The following is a 22,360-nucleotide window of genomic DNA, read 5'->3' as shown; positions in this document are numbered from 1 at the left end:
ACACGTACCGACTGCCACCGCTCACGCGCGCCTGACGAATTGCTCGGGCGTGTCGGGACGTGCCGGGGGACACTCGGACCGGGACGTCCGACGAACCGCGGGGAGCGCCGACATGGGCAGGGACGCCGTCACCGGCTGGGTCGAGCACTACGAGCGTGCGTGGCGGGCGCAGGACGTCGACGACCTCAACCGCTTGTTCACGGAGAACGCGCGGTACCTGCGCTCGCCCTATGACGCCGAACCGCTCGAGGGCCTCGACGCCATCCGCGGCTTCTGGCTCGACGACACCCCGTTCGAGATGACCGCGACCGTCATCGCCGCCGACGGCGCGAACGCCGTGGTCCGCGTCCACGTCCAGTACACCGGCGACAAGCCGCAGGAGTACCGCGACCTGTGGGTCATCACGTTCGCCCCCGACGGTCGCGCCGAGGTCTTCGAGGAGTGGGCGTACTGGCCGGACAAGCCGTACACGGTGTCGAGCGAGACGTAAGTCGTGTTCGCCAACCCGGTGGGCCCCATCCTTTCGTAACCGGGTCTCCCCCGAGGGTGGACGGTCGGGGGCACGGTGGCGGCCCTAGGGCACCCGCAGAACCCCGCGTCCAGGGAAGATGCCGTTGGACCCGTCGTGCAACTCGTCCTCGCCTCGAGCAAAGGGCTCACCAACTGACTGCGCCATCGCATACCCGGCGATACCAGGGAACAGCGATCGCGCAGATATCCCGGCGGAGATCTCGAGGTGCCGCCGCGAGGTCGCCTTGGTCTCGGCCGACACCATTACCTTGGAGACGACAATCCCGGAGGCGCCACGCTCGAATAGAGCCGTCGCGGCGAGGGTTTCGCCGATGGACGGCACCAGGAAGCCGGCCCGCTGTGCCGCTACTCGTTCTTCGTCGGGCTTAGGAAAGAGCAGCGCCGCGCCCGCTCGCTCGACGATCTCGTCGAGCTCGTCGAGCGTGTCCAGGGTCCCCTCGGTAAGCAAACACTCGAGCGGGACTTGAAAGTGGTACACGGCCCCATGTCTCGACGTCAACGCAGGATCAGTCGCGAACCAAAGCGCCGTCAACGGGTCACGAGTGACATCCAAGAAGCGCGTCGCGCCCCCGTAATGCTGAACTCGCACCAACGTCGGAAGCCTGCCACGCGTGTAGTACCCAAAACCATTCGCTTCGCAAAGCATGTCCAATTCGTACTTCCGGACGAGCTCCTCGGTAACCTCGCCGGCGCTCCTGACCGCGAGCAATCGACGGTAGATCCCCGGGTACAGGGGCCATGACGCATCACCCTGGCCGCGCCAAACATGCACAACACCAGTCAGGTCGCTGTCCTGCTGGATACCGCGCAGAACCTCCTCGGCAAGTTCCTGCATTCTGATCGCCATAATCCTTGCCTAAGACCGATTCTGCCTGGGCCAGGCTAGACGGACGATGCCTCGAGATCCAGGATTCGCGAGACGTGTTTGCCACGATCAAGATCGCCGAGCGCTACTGGCGCGCAAGCGGGGTGGATCAACCACCGGCGGGGTTGCCGACGAGGGTCGCGCCCCTGGCCGACGTGCGGACGCGTCGAGCCTGACCAGTCCGTAGGCTCGATCCATGAAGGCTGTCGTCTACGACCGCACGGGTCCGTCCGCCGCCCTCACCGTGGTCGAGCGTCCACCGCGGGATCCGGGTGCCGACGAGGTCCGGGTGCGGGTCGCGGTCTCCGGCGTGAACCCGACGGACTGGAAGGCCCGCAAGGGTCGCGGGGACGGTGCGTCGTTCGAGCACGCCAAGGTGCCCAACCAGGACGGCGCAGGTGTCGTCGACGCGGTCGGCTCGGACGTCGTCGGGCTCCGGCCGGGGGACCGCGTCTGGCTGTGGGACGTCGCCTGGCGCAGCGATGAGGGAACCGCGCAGGAGCTGGTCACGTTGCCGGCCTCGCACGTCGTCGCGCTGCCGGACTCGGAGAGCTTCGACGCGGGCGCGTCGCTGGGCATCCCCGCGCTCACCGCGCACGAAGCGCTCACTGCCTCGGCCGCAGGGCCGGCGCGTCTCGCCCGCGGCGCTCTGCATGGCCGGTGGGTCCTGGTGACCGGCGGGGCGGGCGCGGTCGGGCACGCCGCGATCCAGCTGGCCGTGTGGGCGGGCGCCACCGTGATCACGACGATCAGCTCGCCGGAGAAGGCCGACCTGGCGCGTGCGGCGGGCGCGCACCACGTCGTGAACTACCGCACCGAGGATGTCGCCTCGGCGGTTCGGGCGATCGTGCCGGCGGGCGTCGACGTCGTCGTGGACGTCGACATCGCGCGCAACGCGGCGACCGTCGTCGCCGCGGTCGCCGCCAACGGGACCATCGCCGCGTACGCCACCGCCGACCTCGACGAGGTGACGCTGCCGGTGATGCCGCTGATGGGGAAGAACGTCGCCGTGCAGTTCGTCCTGACGTACACGGTGTCCGACGAACGCAAGCAGCAGGCCGTCGCCGGCGTCTCGCACGCCCTGGCCGACGGAGCGCTGCGGGTCGGGATCGAGCACGGGCTGCCGGTGACGCGGTTCTCGCTGGTCGACACCGGGGCGGCGCACGACGCGGTGGAGTCGGGCATCGTCGGCAAGGTGCTGATCGACCTCGACACCTGACCGCCCGGCATCGTCGAGAACAACCTTGTCGACGTTATGGACCGTCTTGACGTCGATAACGTTGTTCTCGAGGTGGCGGCCCTCGTCGACAGGGCGGCCGTCGTCGGAAGGCCGGCCGCTCAGCCGCCGCGGTTCGGCGGTTCGAAGTGCATGGCGTCGTGGCCGGAGGCCTCCTCGGCGCGGATGACGTGGACGACCGCGTTGATGAGCGCGAGGTGCGTGAACGCCTGCGGGAAGTTGCCCAGGTGCCGGCCGGTGCGCGGGTCGATCTCCTCGGCGTAGAGGTTGAGGGTGCTGGCGTAGGACAGGAGCCGCTCGCACAGGGCCCGGCCGCGGTCGAGCTCGCCGATCTCGACCAGGGCGGACACTAGCCAGAACGAGCAGATGGTGAAGGCGCCCTCCTCGCCGGACAGCCCGTCGTCGGTCTCCTCGACGCGGTAGCGCAGGACCAGGCCGTCGGTGGTGAGCTCGTCGGCGATGGCCAGGACCGTGGCCCGGACGCGCGGGTCCGACGGCGGCAGGAAGCGCAGCAGCGGGACCAGGAGCAGGGACGCGTCCAGCGCGTCGGAGCCGTACCGCTGCACGAAGACGCCGCGCTCATCCACGCCGTTGGCGCAGATGTCGGCGTGGATCTCGGCGGCCAGCTTGGTCCACTGCTCCGCGAAGTCGAGCTCGTCGTGCATGCGGGCCAGGCGGGCGCCACGGTCGAGGGCCACCCAGCACATGAGCTTGCTGGAGACGAAGTGCTGCGGCTCGCCACGCACCTCCCAGATGCCGCGGTCGGGCCGGTGCCAGTGCTTGATCGCGGCCTCGACCTGGCGCTTCAGCACCGGCCACAGCGACTCGGGCAGCTGCTCGCGGGAGCGGGTGTGCAGGTAGACGGAGTCGAGGACGGCGCCCCAGACGTCGTGCTGCTGCTGGTCGTAGGCGGCGTTGCCGATGCGCACCGGACGCGCGCCCTCGTACCCGGACAGGTGGCCCAGCTCGAACTCGTCGAGCTTCTCCTCCCCGCCGACCCCGTACATGATCTGCAGGTCCTTGTTGTCCCGGCAGACGTCGTGGATGAACGCGAAGAAATCGTTGGCCTCGCGGTCCAGGCCCAGCGTGTAGAGGCCCCAGAGGGCGAAGGTCGAGTCCCGGATCCAGGCGTACCGGTAGTCCCAGTTGCGCTCTCCGCCGGGCGTCTCCGGCAGGCTGGTCGTGGCTGCGGCCAGCAGGGCGCCCGTCGGCGCGTACGTCAGGCCCTTGAGCGTGAGCGCGCTGCGCTGCAGGTACGTGCGCCACGGGTGGTCGGGGAAGACACCCTGCGTGATCCACTCGCGCCAGAACTCCTGCGTCCGCCACAGCTGGTCGGCGGCCGCGTCCCACGTGGTCGGCGCGGGCAGCGGCGACCACGACAGGGCGATGAACGCCTTGTCGCCGTTGGACATGCGGGTGCGGGCCGACGCCGTCCGGCCGTCGATGCCCAGGCGCAGGCTGCTGGTCAGGCGCAGGGTGGGCCCGCTGTCGGAGTCCGCGTGGATCGCGTTGTAGCCGGTGCCGTCGTACTCCCAGCGCGTCCCGTCCCGGCCGTAGTCGTGCGACGGGTCGCACTCGACCTCGAGGTCCACGGTCCCGCTGACGCACGTGACGGTGCGCAGCAGGATGTGCTCGGCGTCGTTGTCGGTGGGCGTGCGGCGGTGCGTGACCGAGCGCTCGTCCTGGTTGTGCCACGGGCCCATGACCATCGCGTCGCGCACGACGAGCCAGCCGGTCGGCGTCTGCCACGTCGTCTCCAGCACCAGCGTGCCGGGCAGGTAGCGGCGGGCCGACGGGACCCGGGTCCCGTGCGGACCGACGCGGAACGAGCCGGCTCCCCGGTCGAGGATCGAGGCGAAGATGCTCGGTGAGTCGGGCCGCGGGACGCACATCCACTCGACCGCACCCGCGGGCGAGATCAGGCAGTTGGACTCGCAGTCCGACAGGAACGCATAGCTCGCGATGGGCGGGAACGCGGAACGATGCGTCTCCTGGTGTTGCTCGGTGACCGGCGCCATCACCTCACTGTGGTCCTCTGCAGCGCCGTTGTCAGCAGGGATGGCAAAGTCGTCACATGCCCGAAACGATCCGGCCCTTTCACGCGTCCGACCTGCCCGCGCTCTACCGCATCTGCCTGCTCACCGGTGACGCCAGCGCCGATGCGACGAACCTGTACCGCGACCCCGACCTGCTCGGTCACATGTACGCCGGCCCGTACCCGGTCGCCGACCCGGGCCTGTCGTTCGTCGTCGTCGACGAGCAGGGCGTGTGCGGCTACATCGTCGCGACCGCCGACACCTACCGGTTCGAGCGCTGGCTCGCCCAGTCGTGGTTCCCCGTGCTGCGCGAGGAGTTCCCCCTCGTCGACGACCCCCGCGACGGCACCCAGGACCACGGCCTGATCCGCCAGTTCCACGAGTTCGCGCCGGTCGACAAGCCGCTGTTCCGCACCCACCCCGCGCACATGCACATCGACCTGCTGCCGCGTGCCCAGCGCAAGGGTCTCGGGCGCCGGCTGATCGAGACCCTGTCCGACGCGCTGCGCGAGCGTGGCGTCCCCGGCCTGCACCTCGGCGTCGACTCCCGCAACACCGGCGGCATCGCGTTCTACGACCGCATGGGCTTCACGAGCGCGGGCCCCACCGGCGGAGCGAGCCTCCTCACCCTCGACCTTCTGTAGGCCCGGCGCCGACCTGCGCGAGCCACGGGAGCAGATTCTTCAGGGCGCGGAGGCCGACCAGGCCGTGGCCGGTGTCTCCCGATCTGACCGACGTCACGATTTCATTGACGCGACATGTACCCCGGGTGCATCCTGACCCCGACGTCGCAGGGCCGCGCTTCAGGAGGGTGAGGCGCGGTCCTGCGCGATCACTCCAGGGTCGTGTCCACCAGCGTGAACTGCGGGTTCTTCGCCAGGAACGGCTGCCAGGTCGCGACAGCGAGGTCGTGGCTCGGGCTGAGGCGCAGCTGGTGGCTCGTCGCGAACTCGAGCGGCGCCTCCTGGTTGCCGGACACCCCGTACTGCACCCCTGTGACTGTGCCGTCGGCGTCGAACGTCGGCGTCGCGTAGACGACCAGCACGCTGGTGTCGGCGGCGTCGAGCGCGGCGCGCATCGCGGACCTCCGGACCAGCTGCTGGGCGGCGTCCTCCAGGTCTGTCATGGGCTCGTTGACCGCGTCGAGCTCCGCAGCGATCACAGTGGGCAGCGGAGCGTACGGGTCGATGACGAGCCCGGAGCCGTCGCCGCTCGGGCTGACGAACACGGACAGCCCGGCGTCACGCGTCGCGTCGACCGCCGAGGCGGGCACGGTGTCGCCGACGACGGGCGGGGGCGGGACCTCGGCGAGCCTGACGAGCGGGGTGTCGGACTGCCTGGAGTGCTCGGCGGGGGGCGGCGGCGCGGCCTCGGCGGCCGAGGCGGCGACGGCGGTTCCGGCGGAGAGTGCGGTGACGGCCGACACGGCGAGAGTCCAGGTCGTCTTCATGGTCATGACATCGACAGACTGGGTCACAAGATGAAATGACTTGGGTGGTTTCACCTAGACGGCCGAACCGGTCCACCTGGACGATCGCCCAGGTCATGGCCGTCGCCGGGAACGACGAAGGGCCCCACGATGTGGGGCCCTTCGAGGGAGCGGGTGACGAGAATCGAACTCGCGCTATCAGCTTGGGAAGCTGAAGTTCTGCCACTGAACTACACCCGCATGCCCGTCGTGCTTCGGCCGGGACAGCATACCCGGACCATTCGTCTGAGACGAAAGTCAGTCCGGACGGTCGGCCGATCGTGACTGCGACAGGGTCAGCAGGCGATCCACGTCCGTGAGGCCGATGCCCGGCAGGGCGATGAGCTCACGGACCGCCGACAGGGAGATCGTCGGCTCGTCGACGACCGCCTCTGCCACGGGAACCGTCGGCGCGTCGTCGGACCTCTTCGGTGAGAGGAAGAGGTTGGCCAGGTAGCCGGTGAACGTGCCGAAGATGCCGACGCCGACGACGATGATGCCGACGCCGACGAAGCGCCCGAGGTTGGTCACCGGGTACTGGTCGCCGTAGCCGACGGTCGAGATGGTGACGATCGTGTACCAGAGGGAGTCGGAGGCGGTCGTGATGTTGGCGCCCGGGGCGTCCTTCTCGACGTAGAGCATCTCGAGGCTGCCGAACTCGAGGACCAGGATTCCGGCGAGCAGCAGCAGGTACAGGGCGCTGCCCGCGCGGTCGCGGATGAGCGTGCGGCCGATCTCCCGGATGCCGACCGTGCGCAGGAGCCGGGCCACCCGGACCAGGCGGAAGATGCGCAGGAACTTGAACGACGCCAGCGGCACGCTGGCCAGCAGGTCCGCCCAGCCGAAGTGCCGGAAGAAGTACCCGCGGCGCGAGGGAGCGGTGGCCAGACGGTACGAGAAGTCGGCCAGGAAGATGACGCTGAAGATCGCGTTCATCACCTTGAGGATCGTCGACAGGTCCTTGCTGTCGGTGACGATGATGAGGCCGAGGTTGACGATCGACAGCAGCGAGAGGGCGCCGATGAAGATCTCGTAGCCGGTGCTCTTCAGCTCCTTGCGTTGCATCACGTGGGGAGTGTTCCACGAAGGAGTTTCGCGACGAGGGCGACGCGCGTGTGCCCCTGCGCACCCGCCCGCGGCGTCCGCCGAGGGCTAGACCGTGACCTCGACCCGGACGGTCGAACCTGCGGGGGCGTACGGGACGAGGTGCCCGTCGAGGGCCTCGCCGTCGACGCTGACGCTCGGCGACGGACCCGTCGTCACGTGGATGACGTACGTCGCCCCGCGGGCCACGCGCGTCACCGTGAACTCCGGGACCTCCGCACCGATCTGCGGGTCGACGACAAGCCCGTCGTAGTCCGTCCGCACGCCCAGCAGGTGCTGCGAGACCGCGACGAAGTTCCAGGCGGCCGTGCCGGTCAGCCACGAGTTCTTGGCCTCGCCGTGCCGGACCGCCTCCTTGCCGGCGATCATCTGCGCGTACACGTACGGCTCGGTGCGGTGCACGTCGGAGATGTCCTCGCGGTACGCCGGCGTGATCCGCTTGTAGTGGTCGAACGCTCGGTCGCCGCGGCCCACCATCGTCTCGGCGATGATCACCCACGGGTTGTTGTGGCAGAAGATCCCGCCGTTCTCCTTGTAGCCCGGCGGGTAGGTCGACACCTCGCCCAGCTCGACGCGGTAGGTCCTGTACGCGGGGCTCTGCAGCACCATGCCGTGCGGGGTGCCGAGGTGCTCCTCGACCGCGTCGAGCGCCTTGAGGGCACGGCCGTCGTCGACCCCGATGCCGGCCATGACCGCGAAGCCCTGCGGCTCGATCCAGATGCGGCCCTCGGTGTCCGCGGCGGTGCCGACGGGGTTGCCGTAGTAGTCGTACGCGCGCAGGAACCAGTCGCCGTCCCAGGCGTGGTCCAGGACGGCCTGGCGGACCTCGTCGACGACCTTGAGGGCCTGCGAGGCGACCTCGGTCAGCCCCCTGCGCCCGGCGATGGCGGCGTACTCGGCTCCGTAGAGCACGAACTGCGCCGCGATGAACACCGACTCCGCGACACCGCCCGCCTGGTTCTCCGTCGTCTGGAAGGACTCGCCGGGCGTCGTCGAGAAGCAGTTGAGGTTGAGGCAGTCGTTCCAGTCCGCGCGCCCGATGAGCGGCAGGCCGTGCGGGCCGCGGTGCGTGACGGTGAACTCGAACGACCGGGTCAGGTGCTCGAAGAGCGTCTCCTCGGAGCCGGGCTCGTTGTCGAAGGGGACCTGCTCGTCGAGGATCGAGAAGTCGCCGGTCTCCTTGACGTAGGCCGCGACGCCCGCGATCAGCCACAGCGGGTCGTCGTTGAAGCCGGAGCCGATGTCGTTGTTCCCGCGCTTCGTCAGCGGCTGGTACTGGTGGTACGCCGAGCCGTCGGGGAACTGGGTCGCGGCGATGTCGAGGATGCGCTCGCGGGCACGCTCGGGGACCAGGTGCACGAAGCCGAGCAGGTCCTGGTTGGAGTCGCGGAAGCCCATGCCGCGGCCGATCCCGGTCTCGAAGAACGACGCCGACCGGGACATGTTGAACGTGACCATGCACTGGTACTGGTTCCACACGTTGACCATGCGGTCGAGCTTCTCGTCGGTGCTGGTGACCGAGTAGGTGCTCAGCAGCCGACGCCAGTGCGCCGTGAGGCGGTCGAACGCCTCGTCGGTCTGCTCCGTCGTCGCGAAGCGTCCGAGGAGGGCGTGCGCCTTCTCCTTGTTAACCACCTGGTGGGCGTCGTCGGCCCACTTGTCCTCGTTCTCGACGTAGCCGAGGACGTAGACGAGGGTGCGCGACGCGCCGGGTTCCAGGGTGACGTCGACCTGGTGCGAGCCGATCGGGTACCACCCGGAGGCGACAGAGTTGCTGCTCGCCCCGCGGCGGGGCACCGCCGCCTCGCCCAGCCCGTTGTAGGCGCCGACGAACGCGTCGCGGTCGGTGTCGAAGCCGCTGGCCTGCGTGTTGACGCCGAAGACCGCGTAGTGGTCGCGGCGCTCGCGGTACTCGGTGGTGTGGAAGATCGCCGAGCCGTGCGGTCCCTCCTGCTCGACCTCCACCTCGCCGATCGACAGGTTCCGCTGGTAGTTGGTCTGGTCGTCCTGCGCGTTCCACAGGCAGAACTCGACGAACGAGAAGAGCTTGACGCTCTTGGTCTCGTCCGACGTGTTGGTGACGGTGACCCGCTGGATCTCGGCGGTCTCGCCGAGCGGGACGAACAGCAGCGTCTCGACGGAAAGCCCCCTGCGCTCTCCGGTGATCCGCGTGTAGCCGAGCCCGTGTGCCGCCTCGAAGTGGTCCATGTCCGCCTTGACCGGCAGCCACGACGGCGTCCAGACGTCGCCGCCGTCGTTGACGTACAGGTACCGGCCGCCGGCGTCGGCGGGGATGTTGTTGTAGCGGTACCGCGTGAGGCGCCGCATCTTGGCGTCCCGGTAGAACGAGTAGCCGCCCGCCTGGTGCGAGACCAGCGAGAAGAACTGCTCGGAGCCGAGGTAGTTGATCCACGGGTACGGGGTGTGGGGCGTGGTGATGACGTACTCGCGTGCGTCGTCGTCGAAGTGGCCGTACCGCATGGCTGATCCCTCGGTGCCTGGCTGCGCGCCTCACCGGCCGCGTCGTCGCGGGGAGCCCGGCAGGGCACTGTTCAGCAATCGTGCGGGAGCGCTCCCATGCATCTCCCGGCCGCGAGCATAACCGCTCCGGAGCGCGCACGGAATGTCGAACTCGACAGGGCGCGGTCGGCAACGTTTCCGGGCGCGGGTGCAGTCAGGTCCTGATGGGCGACCGCCGGAGCGCGGCCAGGACCAGCGCCAGCGCCAGGAACAGCAGGACCGTGTTCTGGGCGAAGCCGCCGGGCGGGCGCGGCTCCGTCGTCGCGACCGAGACGAAGCCGGTCAGCGCCCGGGCGAGGACGGCGGCGCCGGCGACCGCCGCGACGTGCCGCCGCCCCCAGCCCGCCGACCTCGACCACCGCGTGACGACCAGCCCGGCCGCCACGAGGATCGCTATCCCGACCGCCACGCCCACCCACGTGCCGGGGATGACCTGGTAGCCGCTCGCGGCGACGAGCGCCAGGCCCAGGACTGCGAGCGGCGCCGGGACGCGTCGGGAGTCGGGCGGCGGGAGGGTGCGGCGGCCGAAGGTGCAGGCGACGACGACGAGGACGGCGGCGACGAGGACGGCACCCGCAAGCTGAGCGGGCGAGGCCTGGTCGCTGCCCGCGTCCCGGACGTCCCACCAGACCGCAGCCGACGCCAGCACCCACAGCACGACCAGCACGACGATGCCGACCGACCCGAGCCACGGTCGGCGCGGACCCGGCCGCCGGTCGAGCGCCTCGACCAGCGCGATCGGTGCCCCGATGCTCCAGACCGCGTGCCCGACCAGGAAGTTCAGCGCGAACGCACCGCCGACCCCGAGCGGCGCGACGAGCGTCAGGGCGCGCCCCGAGGCCCACTCGTCGTAGCCCAGGTAGTGCGTCGCGAACAGCGACTGGTCCACGACCCCCGCCTGCAGGACACCGAACGCGGCCGCGAGCGCGAGGATCCCGGTCCAGTGCATCGCGGTGCGGGCGGCCAGCTCCCGGATCAGGATCGCCGGCGCTCCGTAGAGCGGCCCGAGCACGAGCAGACCGCCGACGAGCGCGGCCGCCTGCCCGGTCACCTCCGGGTCGTAGGCCGTCAGGTACTCGGCGCACACCGGCGCGACGACGAGCAGCAGCAGCGCGAGCAGCCACGGACGCCTCACGTCGGTTCCGGTAGTCACCCACCCATGCTCGCGACGGGGACGGGGGCCGCGGCACCCCCGCAGGACGGACCGGGTCCGACGAAGGGAGGACCCGCCGAACATGCCCTCGCCGGCCAGGGCGCCCTCAAATCGCGACGGCGCCCCGTGCTTGTGGCGCCGTCGCGACTACCGGGAGCCGTCGCGCCCGGGGCCGGCGTCACGACCGGCGCGGGGCCAGGCCCGGGACGACGACTGCGGCGACCGCCAGGTGCATCAGGGCCAGCCAGAGCGTGGCGGACGCGGTCGCGGCGCCGAGCGGACCCAGGAGCGACATCAGCAGGAGAACGCCGCAGGTGACGAACCAGCCGGTGCGGTGTCGTCGGAAGAAGAGGGATCGGACACCCCAGGCGGCCAGCGCGACGACGACCGAGACGATCACGACGCTGGACCAGCCGATGGTGACGGGCGGGTCGCCGGCCACGAGGGTCACGTCGAGCAGGGATGCGACCGCCCAGACGGCGAGCGCGGCGAGCGGTGCACCGACGACGGCGGCCCAGACGGGGACGCGGCGGGCGGTGGTGGTGACGGTGGTGCTGGTCATGGTGGGCTCCGAGGTCGGGGATCAGTACCCGAGAACCGTCGCGTCGTACCGGTCGTCGGCGCCTCGGGCCGACGGCCAGCGCCGACCCGTCACAAGGTCACCGCACCCCCGACTTCGGTAGGTATCGCGCCGCCGGACCCGTTCCTACGCTCGCCCCATGACCACCGACGACTGCGACACCCGCACCTGGCACGACCAGACCCGCCCCTGGTGGAACCAGGCCGGTTCCGGATGGCTCGCCCTGTTCGGGCTCTTCAGCCTGGGCGCCGTCTGGGGCGCCGTGAACGACGACGCCAACCCGATCCCCACCTGGCTGCTCTTCGTGATCTGGGCGGCATCCTTCGGCGCGCTGGTGCTGGTCCGGACCCGACCGATCGTGTCGGGGGCAATGCTCGCGGCGCTGACGGCGATCAGCGCGGTCGCCACTCCCGCATCGGCGTCGGTGGTGTTCGTGACGGCCCGCTGGTACCGGTTGTCGACCGCGCTCAAGGTGGGCGGCCTCGTGGTCGTCGGCACCGGTCTGCGGGCGCTGTGGTGGTCCGACGCCGTCGGCATCCCGCTGCGGTGGTGGCTGCTCGGGGACATCGCGGTGCACGCCGCGCTGCTCGCCTGGGGTGCCCTGCTGCGGACCCGGGCGGAGCTGGTCCAGTCGCTGCGCGAGCGTGCCCGGCGTGCGGAGCGCGAGCAGGAGCACCGGGTCGAGGAGGCCCGGACGGCGGAGCGGACGCGGATCGCGCGCGAGATGCACGACACCTTGGCGCACCGCCTCACGCTCGTCGCGACGACGGCCGGTGCGCTGGAGTACCGCAGCTCGGACCTGTCCCCGGAGCAGGTGGCGACGGCCGCGGGCGTGGTCCGCGCCAATGCGAGCGAGGCCCTCGAGGAGCTGCGCACGGTGATCGGCGTCCTGCGCACGAGCCCCGAGGAGCTCCGTCCCACCCCGGGTCTCGCGGACCTGGCACGGCTTGTCGACGAGACCCGCAAGGCGGGCGTCGACGTCGTGCTGGACGCCGCGGAGCTCGACCTCCCGACCGCCCTCGACCTCGCCGTCTACCGCACGTGCCAGGAGGGGCTGACGAACGCGCGTCGGCACGCACCGGGCTCGCGCGTCACCGTGAACGTGGCGGTCGAGGACGGCCTGCGCGTCGTCGTCGCCAACGGCCGCGGCGGCAAGGGCGAGAGCAACGGGACCGGCACCGGCCTGGTCGGGCTGACCGAACGCGTGGAGCTGCTCGGCGGCCGGCTCCACGCCGGACCGACCCCGGACGGGTTCCGGCTCGAGGCGTGGCTACCGTGGGAGTCGTGACCACCCGCGTGCTCGTCGTCGACGACGACGCCCTCGTCCGCGCCGGCCTGACCCTGATGCTCGACGGGGCGAACGGGATCGTCGTCGTCGGTCAGGCGGCCGACGGCTCCGAGGTGCCCGCCCTGCTCGACGCGCACCCGGTCGACGTGGTGCTCATGGACCTGCGGATGCCGGGTACAGACGGGATCGCGGCGACGCGGGCGACACGCCAGAGGACCGACCCGCCCGCCGTCGTCGTCCTCACCACCTTCGACACCGCCGACGAGGTCGAGGCCGCCATGCGGGCGGGCGCGAGCGGCTACCTGCTCAAGGACACCGAGCCCGCGAGGATCGTCGAGGCGGTCCTGGCGGCGGCGTCCGGCGAGCCCGTCCTCTCGCCCCGCGTGGCCCGCCGGCTGATGGACACGAGCGCCCGCACCGGCGACAGCCGCCTGGCCGCCCGCGAACGGCTGAGCACGCTGACCGAGCGCGAGCGCGACGTCGTCGTGGCGATCGGTCGCGGCGCCAGCAACGCCGACATCGGCCGCGAGCTGTACCTCTCGGTGGCCACGGTCAAGAGCCACGTGTCGAGCGTCCTGCTCAAGCTCGGACTGGAGAACCGCACCCAGATCGCCCTGCTCGTGCACGACGCCCAACAGGGATAGCCACACCGGCTACCGTGGCCCCGTGCTGCTCTCCGACCGTGACATCAGGGCCGAGCTCGAGTCGGGCCGCGTGGCCCTCGAGCCCTACGACGCCTCCATGCTCCAGCCGTCGAGCATCGACGTGCGCCTGGACAAGTTCTTCCGGCTCTTCGACAACCACAAGTACCCGTACATCGACCCGTCGATGGACCAGCCGGACCTTACGCACCTGGTCGAGGTCGAGGCCGGGGAGTCGTTCGTGCTGCACCCCGGCGAGTTCGTCCTGGGGTCCACGTACGAGGCCGTGACGCTTCCCGACGACATCGCCGCCCGGCTCGAGGGCAAGTCGTCGCTGGGTCGGCTGGGCCTGCTCACGCACTCGACCGCGGGGTTCATCGACCCCGGCTTCACGGGTCACGTGACGCTCGAGCTGTCCAACGTGGCGACGCTGCCGATCCTGCTCTGGCCCGGCATGAAGATCGGCCAGATGTGCTTCTTCCGCCTGTCGTCGGCGTCCGAGCACCCCTACGGCTCCTCGCAGTACGGCTCGCGCTACCAGGGCCAGCGCGGCCCGACGGCGTCGCGGTCCTGGCAGAACTTCCACCGCACGGACGTCTGATGAGCGCACCCCGGCTGCCCAAGGGGCTGAAGTCCCAGCACCTGCTCGTGCTCCCCGAGGACGTGGGGGACGACGAGGTCGAGGTGCTCGCGGTCAGCCGGTTCCCGCAGGCGCGCTGGGAGGAGGGCGAGATCCCGCAGCCCCGCGGGATCATGGGTCCGATGACCGCCGCGCTGGGCATCCGCACGGTGAACGCGAACATGACCCCCGCGCGCACCCTGCGCATCGCCCGGCTGTCCACGCTCACCGGGCCGTACGCGGTGGAGGCAGACGACGCCGTCAGCCTGGGGCTTCCGTCGTGGTCGACGTACGCCTACGTCGTCGTCGCCCCCCGTGAGCGCGGCGCCAAGCCGTACCCGGGCGGCGACCGCGACGGACTCAAGCGGTCGTTCCCCGAGGGCATGCCGGTCCGCGAGGAGGAGCGGGTGCTGCAGTGGGTCATCGCGGCGGCCCGCAGGCTCGGGGGTGCCCTGCGCATCGGTGACAACGGCATCGTGCTCGTCCCGGACATCGACGGCGCGATCGACCTGACCGTCTACTCCGACCGGTGGCTCGAGCCCGACGAGACGCTCGCGGCGGTGCAGCAGGTGCACCCGCGCGCCCGCCTCAGCGAGGCCGCCGGCACCTGGGACGGTCCGCTGCCCGGCGCCGGCCGGGACTCCCAGCCCCGCCCCGGCTGGGTCGCCGAGGTCGGCGGGTCCGGTCTGCGCGATGCCCTCGAGCGGTACGGCGTCCAGGACGCGGCCGAGCGTCAGCACCTGATGGACGAGTCGTCCGCCTACGACGAGCTGATGATGGCCGCGCCGCCGCCCGCCGAGGCGTTCGGGGTGCTCGTGGACCTCGAACACGACGGGATCTTGTCGGTCGAGGCGGCCGCCGAGAGCGAGCTGCCGCCGATGCTGCGCGGGCTGCCCTGGACGACGCGCGGCATCGTCGCGTACCGCGTGCACTGGGAGCCGCGGTTCATCGAGGAGCTCGAGGCCGAGAGGCCGTCGTTCGAGCACCGCGTCGCCCGGTCCCGAGCGGCCCCCCAGGTGCAGGCGCTCGCACGCGCGATCCACGCCGCGGTCGGCGGGGAGATCGCCGACGAGGCCGACTTCCTGGTCGATCCGGAGGACGTGTGAGACGCATGGTGGGCCCGATCATCACGATGCTGGAGCTCGCCGAGCGGCAGCCGGCGCCGGCAGCAGCGGCGTGAAGGTCGTCCGGGTCGCCGGCCTGCTCGTCGGCGGACTGCTCGGGCTGCTCGCCGTGGTCGTCTCCGCGAGCGCGATCGGCGCCGACGGGCTGCCGACCGCTCTCGTGGCCTTCTTCGGCGGGATCCTGATCGCGGCCGCGTCGTTCGCCGTCCTCATCGCCGTGCTGGTCCGGCGCAACAGGCGCGCGCAGGCCGAGCAGGTCGCCGCGCTGACGGCCGGTCGTCCCGGCTGGGCGGTGCTGCACGCCTTCCCGAGCGCCGAGGTGTCCGCCACCCTCACCGCCAACGGCACCACCAAGCCAGGACCGGCGAACCTGCTCTACGGGCGGGACGGGGTCGAGCTGTGGTTCGGCACCGACCGGTTCGTCGCGCTGCGGTGGGCCGCCGTGGTCGAGGTCGACGAGCGCGACATCGCCGTGCTCGGCACGCGCAGCGCCCAGGGCATCCGGTTCCGGACGCGCGACGGCCGGACGCTCGACGTGCGGCTCTTCCCGTCGCGCGAGCTGCGCCGCCAGCACCCCGGCCTGTCCCTGCAGGGCGCCGCGCTCGCCGAGCTGCTCGCCGTCCGCGGCGGGGCGCATCCGGCGGTCCTGGACGTGGACGCGCCCCGACCCTAGATTTCCGCTCCGACGAAGGGACACGCACATGGTGGTGAGTGCTGAGCAGTTCGTGAGCGCCGTCGACCGGTGGTGGGACATGACGTTCCCGCCGGGGAGCCACAAGCCGGCGTACGACGACTTCAAGGCCGACCTCGTGCTCGCGGACCTCTGGGTGGCTGACATGGTCCTGCCGTTCGTGCGGCACGGCGTGGTGCGGCCCGACCCGATCGGCATCCCCGACAAGCTCGCGTCGCTGCACGAGCGGGCCGTCGACCTTCGTCTGGAAGCGCTCAAGGAGTCCGACCGGCTGCTCACCGAGTGGTACGTCGAGTACGCGGCGACGCTGCGTGACGTCTACGCGATGTACCTGGAGCGCCTGACGATCGTCTGACTCAGGTCAGGTCGTCGTGGTCGCCGCGGACCCAGGCGATGTGGCGGTCCGCCGACGCCCGCAGGACCGCTCGCGCATCGTGGTCGATGACGTTCGCGAAGTTGCCGTAGAGCCGGTCGAACGCGAACCGTTCGAGGTGGGTGGTCACGCGCTCGACCACCGCGGCCGACAGCGGCAGGTGGTTGGGGAAGCTGCGCATGAACGCCACGGACTTCCGGTCGGGGTTGGCGAAGACGGTGTCGCCCGAGAGCAGGACGCCGCGCCCGTCGGCGCCCGCCGCCCAGTGCAGCACCGCGCTGCCCGGGAAGTGCCCGCCGGGCTGGCTGAGGGTCAGGCCGGGCAGGAGCTCGCGTTCGCCGGACCAGGTCCCGACGACGGGGTCCGGCCGGCCCAGCCAGTGCACGTCGGACTCGGCGACGAGGACCTGCGGGTCGCCCAGCCGCCGGCTCCACTCGACCTGCACGCCGTACATGTGCGGGTGGCTCGCGACGATCGCGACCACCGGTCCGAGGGTGCGGATCGCGTTCACCACGGAGTCGTCGAGGAAGCCGATCGGGTCCCACAGCACGCTGCCCGCGGGGGTGCGGACCAGCTTGGACTGCTGGCCGATGCCCGCGCCGGGCGTGCTCGTGATCGCGTAGAGGTCCGGTTCCAGCTGCGACAGGGACGCCACGTAGCCCTCGTCCGCCAGCTCCTCGAGCGTCGCCCACGCCTGGCCGGAGGCGGGGACCCACTGGCGTTCGTCGGCGCAGATCGCGCAGACGTCGGGCCGGGACGAGTGCTCCACGCCGCACGTGCGGCAGATCCAGAAGGTCATGCTCCGACCCTGGTCCGGACCGCTCAGCGCGGCAACCCCTCGCGCTCCGTCCCTACTCCAGGCCGAGCGCCTGCAGGGTGGCCGACGACAGCGGGACGGTGTTCGTCGTCTGCGGGACCGCCGTGCCGTCCTGCACCGCGTAGAAGCCCTGGGCGCTGTTCACCAGCGCGCCGTCGGCCAGCAGGAAGACGTACTCGTCGCCGACGACGAGGGCGCTGGTCGGTGCGTCCGCGCGGTCGTCGTAGGTGAACGCCGTGGTCGACGAGCCCTTCGCCGTGGCCGTGACCTCGATCGTGCCGGTGCCCTCGTCGAGTGTCACCAGGGTGCCGCGGACGATCGTGTCCGAGGCGTCCTCGAGCTGGTCGGTCGACGTGTAGAACGGGAAGTCGAGCACGCCGTCGAGCTCGGGCGGCGCCATCCGCGGTGCGAGCGCGATCATCGTGACGATCGCGAGGCCGACCAGGACCAGGCCGACGCGCACGGGCGTGCCGAGGCGCTTGCGTCGCGGCGGGGCCTTCTCGAGGGCTGCCGCGGCCCGAGGTGTCAGGACGCGCAGCTCGTCCCAGGCACGCGGTGGCAGCGGCACCTCGACCTCGGGTACCGGGTTGGGCTCGCCGGGCACGCGCCGCGCCGCGCTCAGCGTCCGGTGGACCTGCATGCGGGACTGGCCGGTCACCGTCGCGATCTCGGTGATGCTCAGCCTGTCCCAGAACCGCATCCGCAGCACGGTCCGCTCGAGGCCGTTCTCGTTGCGGGGGAGCAGGCTGTCCGCGGCCCCGACCAGCCAGCCGAGCGTTACCGGGACGTCGTGGAGGGCGGCGGTCCACGCGAGGCGGAACACGCCCTGCGCCACGTCGGCGGGGTTGCCGGCACCCCGGCGCGCCGCGTAGCGGACGATGCGGCCGTAGGTCTCGGCGTACAGGAGCGCGAAGGCGTCCTCTGTCCGGGGATCGGAGCGCGGATCGGTGGTCACGCGGGCTTGACCACGCACCACTCGTCGCCCTCGATGTCGAGGAGCACCTGGAACGACCCGGCGGTGTCGGCGTGGAGCTCGCCCTGCCGCACGGCCCCGAGCGCCTCCGCCTCGACCGTGGCCGCGGCGATGTCGGCGACCTCGACGTCCAGGTGCACGCGGTTCTTCACGGCCTTCCCCTCGGGGACCCGCTGGAACGCGACGCGCGTCCAGCCGGGCGGGTCGACGTACCACCAGTCGTCGTCGCGACCCTTGGCCTCGCCCCCCAGCACCTGCGCCCAGAACGCCGCCAGCGCGGGCGGGTTGGCGCAGTCGAAGACCACCTCGTCGATGCGTCCGATCATGCGGCGACGGTACCGGTGACCTCCGCCGGTGCGAACTGCGTCCGGTACAGCTCCGCGTAGACGCCGCCGCGGGCGAGCAGCTCGGTGTGCGTGCCCTGGTCGATCACCCGGCCCTGCTCCAGGACGACGATCGAGTCGGCCTGCCGGATGGTCGACAGGCGGTGCGCGATGACGATGCTCGTGCGGCCCGTCAGCGCGACGTCGAGCGCGGCCTGGACGGCGGCCTCGGACCCGGAGTCGAGGTGCGCGGTGGCCTCGTCGAGGATCACGACGTCCGGGGCCTTGAGCAGCATCCGCGCGATGGCCAGACGCTGGCGCTCGCCGCCGGACAGCCGGTAGCCGCGGTCGCCGACGACGGTGTGGATGCCGTCGGGCAGCGTCCGGACCAGCGCGCCGATGTGCGCCTGGTCGAGCGCGCGCTCGATGTCGTGGTCCGTGGCCTCCGGGCGGGCGTAGCGGAGGTTCTCCGCGATGGTGTCGTGGAAGAGGTGGGCCTCCTGGCTGACCACGCCGACCGTGGCGCGCAGCGACGCCTGCGTGACGTCGCGCAGGTCCTGCCCGGCGATCCTCACCGAGCCGCGGGTCGGGTCGTACATGCGCGTGACCAGCTGCGACAGCGTCGTCTTGCCCGCGCCCGAGTGGCCGACGAGCGCGACCATGTGGCCCGCGGGGACCTCGAAGCTGACGTCGGTGAGCGTGTCCTCGTGGACCTCCCTGGTCAGGGTCGCGACGGACTCCAGGGACGCCAGCGAGACCTCGTCGGCGCTGGGGTAGCGGAAGCCGACGTGGTCGAGGCTGACGGATGCTCCCTGTGCCCTGACGGGGATCGTCAGGTCGCTCGCGTTCTCCCTGTCCGCGACCGTCGGCTCCAGGTCGAGGACCTCGAGCACCCGCTCGAACGAGACGAGGGCCGTCATGATGTCGACCTGCACGTTGGACATCGAGGTGAGCGGGCCGTAGAGGCGCCCGAGGTAGGCGGTCAGCGCGACGACCACACCGACCGTGAGCTGGCCGTTGATGGCCATGACGCCGCCGATGCCGTAGACGATCGCGACGGCGACCGACGCGAGCGTGGTCAGCCCGACCCGGAACCACGTGGAGTACAGGGCGCGCGTGACGCCGATGTCTCGGACGCGGCCGACCTGCGCCGCGTAGGCGGCGGACTCGCGCTGCGGGTCGCCGAAGATCTTGACCAGGTGCGCTCCGGCCACGTTGAACCGCTCGTTCATGATCTGCGCGGCGTCGGCGTTGAGCTCGTAGCTCTCGCGCGTGACCTTGGCGATCTTCTTGCCGAACCAGCGGGCGGGGAGCACGAACGCGGGCAGCAGGACCAGGCTCAGCAGGGTCAGCTGCCAGGACATGCTGAGCATCGCCGCGAGGACGAACACGATGGTCAGCGCGTTGCTGACGACGTTCTGCAGCGTGCTGGTGAACGCCTGCTGGGCGCCGAGCACGTCGCCGTTGAGCCGCTGCACCAGCGCACCGGTCTTGGCGCGGCTGAAGAACGCCAGCGGCATGCGCTGGACGTGGTCGAAGACGGCGGTCCGCAGGTCGAGGATGAGGCCCTCGCCCACCTGGGACGACACCCAGCGGTCCGCGACCGACAGGCCCGCGCCGAGGAGCGCCAGGCCGGCGACGGCGGCGGCGATGGTGATCACCACCTCGGTGTTCCCCGCGGTGATGCCGTTGTCGATGAGGTTCTTGAACAGCAGGGGGGTGACCGCTCCGGCGGCGGCCTCGAGCGCGATGAGGCCGACGAAGATCGCGAGCCTGCCGCGGTACGGGCGCGCGAACTGCAGGATCCGGCGGCGGGTGTCCTTGGTGAGCTTGTGCTCGCGGACGGCCTGGTCCTTGAAGAAGCCGCGCATCGTGGGGGCTGACTGCGACATGTGTTCGCTCCTTGCGTGCGCCTGTCGGGGGCCTGGCGCAATGCTGAGGTTAACTCACTATGTTGCAGACTCACAACCGGGTAGCCTCTGCTGTGTGAACACCGAGCACGGGTCCGATGCTTCCGGGGAGCTCCTCGAGCTGCTCTACGCGATCCTGCGCGGGGTCCGACGGGAGGCCGGGGCTCATGCCCCGGGGCAGCTGCGGTTCCTGCGCACGCTCGCCGGGTGCGGCGGTCCGCAGCGCCCCGGAGCGCTGGCCGACGCGCTCGGCGTGGCCCCGCGGTCCGTGACGTCGAAGGTCGACCTGGCCGAGGCAGACGGGCTGGTCCGGCGCCTGCCCGACCCGACCGACCGCCGCGCGACGCTCGTCGAGCTGACCCCCGCAGGGCGCTCGCTGCTGGCGGCGTCCGCCCACCAGCGGCACGAGCACATCGCGGCCCGCCTGGCGCGACTCTCGGAGCCGGAGCAGGCCGAGCTCCTGCGGCTGCTGCGCGTCGTCGGCTCGGACTGACTCCGGCCGTCCCGCGCCGTCCCGCGCCGTGCCGTTCGAGGCAGGCCGGCCGGGCGCACGGCCTGCTCGTCGGCCGGCCTCGGCGGCATCCGAGGCGTGCCCGGCAGTGTGACCGCGCGCCCGGCCGGCGGCATCGGTGCGGGGGCTGAACGGGACCGGTGCGTCGTCGGCAGGGCTCGACTACTCGGAGTATTCAGCGGGCCATGACCACGGTCAAGGGTGGTTTTGACCCGATATCGACGGATCGGCCAGCCGCGCTCCCCGGCTCGGCGTGATGGACCGGACGGCCCGCTACGAGAGCATGGTCCGGTGACCGCCCGTCCGGACGACGACGAGCTCGAGCTGATCCGTCGCTCGGGCGTCGTGCTGCGCGTCGGCCGGCTGAGCCTGTCGTCCGGTACCGGCTCCTACCGGGTCAAGGCGTCGATGGCGCGGGTGGCCCGGGCGCTGGGCATCGAGCGGCACGAGGCGCACGTGACGCTCACCGAGATCACGACGACCTCCCACCGCGGCGCGAGCTTCCGCACCGAGGTGACCGAGGTCCGCTCCATCGGCATCAACGTCGACCGGCTCGCCGCCCTCGAGCGCCTGGCCGGCCGCCTCGACGCCACGGGTCGCGCGACCGTCGACGAGGTCTCGGCGTCGCTGGACCGGCTCGAGGCCCGGCCCCCGCTGTACCCCCTCGTCCTCAACGCGCTCTGGGCGGCGATCGCCTGCGCCGCGTTCTCGTTCCTGAACAGCGGCGGCGTGATCGAGGTGCTCGGCGTCTTCCTCGGGGCGTTCCTCGGCCAGGCGCTGCGCCGCACGATGGTCCACCGCCGCTTCAACCCGTTCGCGACGACGATGGTCTGCGCTCTCGTGGCGTGCCTCGGGTACCTGGCGTTCGTCTCGCTGCTGGAGCTCGTCGGCGTCACCGGCGTGCCGCACGAGGCGGGCTACGTCTCGGCGGTGCTCTTCCTGATCCCAGGGTTCCCGCTGGTCACCGGCTTCCTGGACCTCGCGAAGATGGACTTCTCGGCCGGTGTCGCCCGGCTGACGTACGCGCTCATGGTCCTGACGTCCGCGGCGCTCGCTGTCTGGGCGCTGTCGCTGGTCGTCGGGCTGACCCCCGACCCGCCGACCGCCCCCGCGCTCGAGCCCGGCGCGCTCCTCGCCCTGCGGTTCGTCGCGAGCTTCGTCGGCGTGCTCGGGTTCGCCCTGATGTTCAACAGCCCGTGGCGGATCGCGCTCGCGGCCGCCGTGATCGGCATGGTCGCCAACGTCCCGCGCCTCTACCTGGTCGGGGCGGACGTGCCCCCGCAGGTCGCGGCGGCGCTGGCCGCGCTGCTGGTCGGGCTGGTCACCGCCGCCGTCGCGCCGCGGCTCGACGTCCCGCGGATCACGGTCTACGTGCCGGCGGTGACGATCATGGTCCCGGGCGTGCTCGCCTACCAGAGCGTCTTCCACATCTCGAACGGCGACACCGTGGAAGCCCTCGCCGCCGGCGTCGAGGCCGCGCTCGTCGTCGCGTCGCTGGCCATCGGCCTGGCCATCGCCCGCATGCTCACCGACCGCACGTGGGCCTACGACCGCTGAACCGGGCAGGGACGACCATTGCCCCGGCCGCGGATGCGG

22 protein-coding genes and 1 tRNA gene are annotated in these 22,360 nt (G+C 71.4%); 11 read left to right on the top strand and 12 right to left on the bottom strand.

What is annotated here, in order from left to right:
* Positions 1-112: 112 nt before the first annotated feature.
* Positions 113-490 carry a nuclear transport factor 2 family protein gene (locus AC1DUE_RS00815; RefSeq protein WP_477037479.1) on the top strand — a complete coding sequence of 126 codons (378 nt, stop codon included), beginning with the start codon at positions 113-115 and terminating at the stop codon, positions 488-490.
* Positions 491-574: 84 nt separating this feature from the next.
* Here the strand turns inward: AC1DUE_RS00815 and AC1DUE_RS00810 are convergent, their stop codons facing one another.
* Positions 575-1,378: an FRG domain-containing protein gene (locus AC1DUE_RS00810; protein WP_477037478.1), complete on the bottom strand. Its 804-nt coding sequence runs from the start codon at positions 1,376-1,378 to the stop codon at positions 575-577.
* Positions 1,379-1,592: 214 nt separating this feature from the next.
* Between AC1DUE_RS00810 and AC1DUE_RS00805 the strand changes: the two genes are divergently transcribed.
* Entirely contained in the window at positions 1,593-2,615 is a 1,023-nt protein-coding gene (locus tag AC1DUE_RS00805; protein WP_477037477.1) for an NADPH:quinone reductase, read from the top strand.
* Between the two features lie 119 nt (positions 2,616-2,734).
* Here the strand turns inward: AC1DUE_RS00805 and AC1DUE_RS00800 are convergent, their stop codons facing one another.
* Positions 2,735-4,651, bottom strand: coding sequence for a glycoside hydrolase family 15 protein (locus AC1DUE_RS00800; protein WP_477037476.1), 1,917 nt, complete (start codon positions 4,649-4,651; stop codon positions 2,735-2,737).
* A 56-nt stretch (positions 4,652-4,707) separates the two neighbouring features.
* Here AC1DUE_RS00800 and AC1DUE_RS00795 point away from each other — a divergent pair, with 56 nt between their 5' ends.
* Positions 4,708-5,313: an N-acetyltransferase family protein gene (locus AC1DUE_RS00795; RefSeq protein WP_477037475.1), complete on the top strand. Its 606-nt coding sequence runs from the start codon at positions 4,708-4,710 to the stop codon at positions 5,311-5,313.
* A 188-nt stretch (positions 5,314-5,501) separates the two neighbouring features.
* Here the strand turns inward: AC1DUE_RS00795 and AC1DUE_RS00790 are convergent, their stop codons facing one another.
* The 6 genes from AC1DUE_RS00790 to AC1DUE_RS00765 all read right to left on the bottom strand — a co-directional run bounded on the left by AC1DUE_RS00790 (position 5,502) and on the right by AC1DUE_RS00765 (position 11,476).
* Positions 5,502-6,125 (bottom strand): hypothetical protein, encoded by a 624-nt coding sequence (locus AC1DUE_RS00790; protein WP_477037474.1) that lies wholly within the window; start codon positions 6,123-6,125, stop codon positions 5,502-5,504.
* Positions 6,126-6,267: 142 nt separating this feature from the next.
* Positions 6,268-6,338 (bottom strand) — tRNA-Gly (locus tag AC1DUE_RS00785).
* 57 nt (positions 6,339-6,395) lie between these two features.
* Entirely contained in the window at positions 6,396-7,202 is an 807-nt protein-coding gene (locus tag AC1DUE_RS00780; RefSeq protein ID WP_477037859.1) for an ion transporter, read from the bottom strand.
* A gap of 87 nt (positions 7,203-7,289) precedes the next feature.
* Complete coding sequence (locus AC1DUE_RS00775) at positions 7,290-9,722, bottom strand: glycoside hydrolase family 94 protein (protein ID WP_477037473.1); 2,433 nt, start codon at positions 9,720-9,722, stop codon at positions 7,290-7,292.
* Positions 9,723-9,915: 193 nt separating this feature from the next.
* Positions 9,916-10,914, bottom strand: coding sequence for a hypothetical protein (locus AC1DUE_RS00770; RefSeq protein ID WP_477037472.1), 999 nt, complete (start codon positions 10,912-10,914; stop codon positions 9,916-9,918).
* 178 nt (positions 10,915-11,092) lie between these two features.
* The gene (locus AC1DUE_RS00765) at positions 11,093-11,476 is read right to left on the bottom strand and encodes a DUF6069 family protein (RefSeq protein WP_477037471.1); all 384 of its coding nucleotides are present in this window, start codon (positions 11,474-11,476) and stop codon (positions 11,093-11,095) included.
* A 157-nt stretch (positions 11,477-11,633) separates the two neighbouring features.
* Between AC1DUE_RS00765 and AC1DUE_RS00760 the strand changes: the two genes are divergently transcribed.
* From AC1DUE_RS00760 to AC1DUE_RS00735, 6 genes are all read left to right on the top strand, one after another.
* Positions 11,634-12,782, top strand: coding sequence for a sensor histidine kinase (locus AC1DUE_RS00760; RefSeq protein WP_477037470.1), 1,149 nt, complete (start codon positions 11,634-11,636; stop codon positions 12,780-12,782).
* Positions 12,779-13,426 (top strand): response regulator, encoded by a 648-nt coding sequence (locus AC1DUE_RS00755; protein ID WP_477037469.1) that lies wholly within the window; start codon positions 12,779-12,781, stop codon positions 13,424-13,426. The genes AC1DUE_RS00760 and AC1DUE_RS00755 overlap by 4 nt, the downstream gene beginning before the upstream one ends.
* A gap of 22 nt (positions 13,427-13,448) precedes the next feature.
* Positions 13,449-14,024, top strand: coding sequence for a dCTP deaminase (gene dcd, locus AC1DUE_RS00750; RefSeq protein ID WP_477037468.1), 576 nt, complete (start codon positions 13,449-13,451; stop codon positions 14,022-14,024).
* Complete coding sequence (locus AC1DUE_RS00745) at positions 14,024-15,148, top strand: hypothetical protein (RefSeq protein ID WP_477037467.1); 1,125 nt, start codon at positions 14,024-14,026, stop codon at positions 15,146-15,148. The genes dcd and AC1DUE_RS00745 overlap by 1 nt, the downstream gene beginning before the upstream one ends.
* A 70-nt stretch (positions 15,149-15,218) precedes the next feature.
* Complete coding sequence (locus AC1DUE_RS00740) at positions 15,219-15,839, top strand: hypothetical protein (protein WP_477037466.1); 621 nt, start codon at positions 15,219-15,221, stop codon at positions 15,837-15,839.
* 28 nt (positions 15,840-15,867) lie between these two features.
* Positions 15,868-16,212 carry a hypothetical protein gene (locus AC1DUE_RS00735; RefSeq protein ID WP_477037465.1) on the top strand — a complete coding sequence of 115 codons (345 nt, stop codon included), beginning with the start codon at positions 15,868-15,870 and terminating at the stop codon, positions 16,210-16,212.
* Between the two features lies 1 nt (position 16,213).
* Here AC1DUE_RS00735 and AC1DUE_RS00730 read toward each other — a convergent pair whose 3' ends face one another.
* Genes AC1DUE_RS00730 through AC1DUE_RS00715 form a run of 4 tightly spaced genes read right to left on the bottom strand, consistent with a single transcriptional unit; the run spans position 16,214 to position 20,235 of the window.
* Positions 16,214-17,029, bottom strand: coding sequence for an MBL fold metallo-hydrolase (locus tag AC1DUE_RS00730; RefSeq protein WP_477037464.1), 816 nt, complete (start codon positions 17,027-17,029; stop codon positions 16,214-16,216).
* Positions 17,030-17,081: 52 nt separating this feature from the next.
* The gene (locus tag AC1DUE_RS00725) at positions 17,082-18,002 is read right to left on the bottom strand and encodes an RNA polymerase sigma factor (RefSeq protein ID WP_477037463.1); all 921 of its coding nucleotides are present in this window, start codon (positions 18,000-18,002) and stop codon (positions 17,082-17,084) included.
* Complete coding sequence (locus AC1DUE_RS00720; protein ID WP_477037462.1) at positions 17,999-18,346, bottom strand: VOC family protein; 348 nt, start codon at positions 18,344-18,346, stop codon at positions 17,999-18,001. Before AC1DUE_RS00720 ends, AC1DUE_RS00725 begins: the two co-directional genes overlap by 4 nt.
* Positions 18,343-20,235 (bottom strand): ABC transporter ATP-binding protein, encoded by a 1,893-nt coding sequence (locus tag AC1DUE_RS00715; RefSeq protein WP_477037461.1) that lies wholly within the window; start codon positions 20,233-20,235, stop codon positions 18,343-18,345. Before AC1DUE_RS00715 ends, AC1DUE_RS00720 begins: the two co-directional genes overlap by 4 nt.
* A 94-nt stretch (positions 20,236-20,329) precedes the next feature.
* Between AC1DUE_RS00715 and AC1DUE_RS00710 the strand changes: the two genes are divergently transcribed.
* Positions 20,330-20,746 (top strand): MarR family winged helix-turn-helix transcriptional regulator, encoded by a 417-nt coding sequence (locus AC1DUE_RS00710; RefSeq protein WP_477037460.1) that lies wholly within the window; start codon positions 20,330-20,332, stop codon positions 20,744-20,746.
* A gap of 309 nt (positions 20,747-21,055) precedes the next feature.
* Positions 21,056-22,321: a threonine/serine exporter family protein gene (locus AC1DUE_RS00705; protein ID WP_477037459.1), complete on the top strand. Its 1,266-nt coding sequence runs from the start codon at positions 21,056-21,058 to the stop codon at positions 22,319-22,321.
* The last annotated feature ends 39 nt before the right edge of the window (positions 22,322-22,360 follow it).

Source organism: Cellulomonas sp. P4_A2 (genome assembly GCF_056402515.1).
Note: the sequence above shows the minus strand (reverse complement) of the source record. Positions and strands in the feature narration are given on the sequence as shown.

Excerpts from the sequence above, each read along its gene's own strand:
- AC1DUE_RS00805 (WP_477037477.1), top strand. The coding sequence starts at position 1,593 with ATGAAGGCTGTCGTCTACGACCGCACGGGTCCGTCCGCCGCCCTCACC.
- AC1DUE_RS00765 (WP_477037471.1), bottom strand. The coding sequence starts at position 11,476 with ATGACCAGCACCACCGTCACCACCACCGCCCGCCGCGTCCCCGTCTGG.
- AC1DUE_RS00795 (WP_477037475.1), top strand. The coding sequence starts at position 4,708 with ATGCCCGAAACGATCCGGCCCTTTCACGCGTCCGACCTGCCCGCGCTC.
- AC1DUE_RS00735 (WP_477037465.1), top strand. The coding sequence starts at position 15,868 with ATGGTGGTGAGTGCTGAGCAGTTCGTGAGCGCCGTCGACCGGTGGTGG.
- AC1DUE_RS00715 (WP_477037461.1), bottom strand. The coding sequence starts at position 20,235 with ATGTCGCAGTCAGCCCCCACGATGCGCGGCTTCTTCAAGGACCAGGCC.
- AC1DUE_RS00730 (WP_477037464.1), bottom strand. The coding sequence starts at position 17,029 with ATGACCTTCTGGATCTGCCGCACGTGCGGCGTGGAGCACTCGTCCCGG.
- AC1DUE_RS00790 (WP_477037474.1), bottom strand. The coding sequence starts at position 6,125 with ATGACCATGAAGACGACCTGGACTCTCGCCGTGTCGGCCGTCACCGCA.
- AC1DUE_RS00815 (WP_477037479.1), top strand. The coding sequence starts at position 113 with ATGGGCAGGGACGCCGTCACCGGCTGGGTCGAGCACTACGAGCGTGCG.
- AC1DUE_RS00760 (WP_477037470.1), top strand. The coding sequence starts at position 11,634 with ATGACCACCGACGACTGCGACACCCGCACCTGGCACGACCAGACCCGC.
- AC1DUE_RS00745 (WP_477037467.1), top strand. The coding sequence starts at position 14,024 with ATGAGCGCACCCCGGCTGCCCAAGGGGCTGAAGTCCCAGCACCTGCTC.
- AC1DUE_RS00775 (WP_477037473.1), bottom strand. The coding sequence starts at position 9,722 with ATGCGGTACGGCCACTTCGACGACGACGCACGCGAGTACGTCATCACC.
- AC1DUE_RS00800 (WP_477037476.1), bottom strand. The coding sequence starts at position 4,651 with ATGGCGCCGGTCACCGAGCAACACCAGGAGACGCATCGTTCCGCGTTC.
- AC1DUE_RS00810 (WP_477037478.1), bottom strand. The coding sequence starts at position 1,378 with ATGGCGATCAGAATGCAGGAACTTGCCGAGGAGGTTCTGCGCGGTATC.
- AC1DUE_RS00720 (WP_477037462.1), bottom strand. The coding sequence starts at position 18,346 with ATGATCGGACGCATCGACGAGGTGGTCTTCGACTGCGCCAACCCGCCC.
- AC1DUE_RS00780 (WP_477037859.1), bottom strand. The coding sequence starts at position 7,202 with ATGCAACGCAAGGAGCTGAAGAGCACCGGCTACGAGATCTTCATCGGC.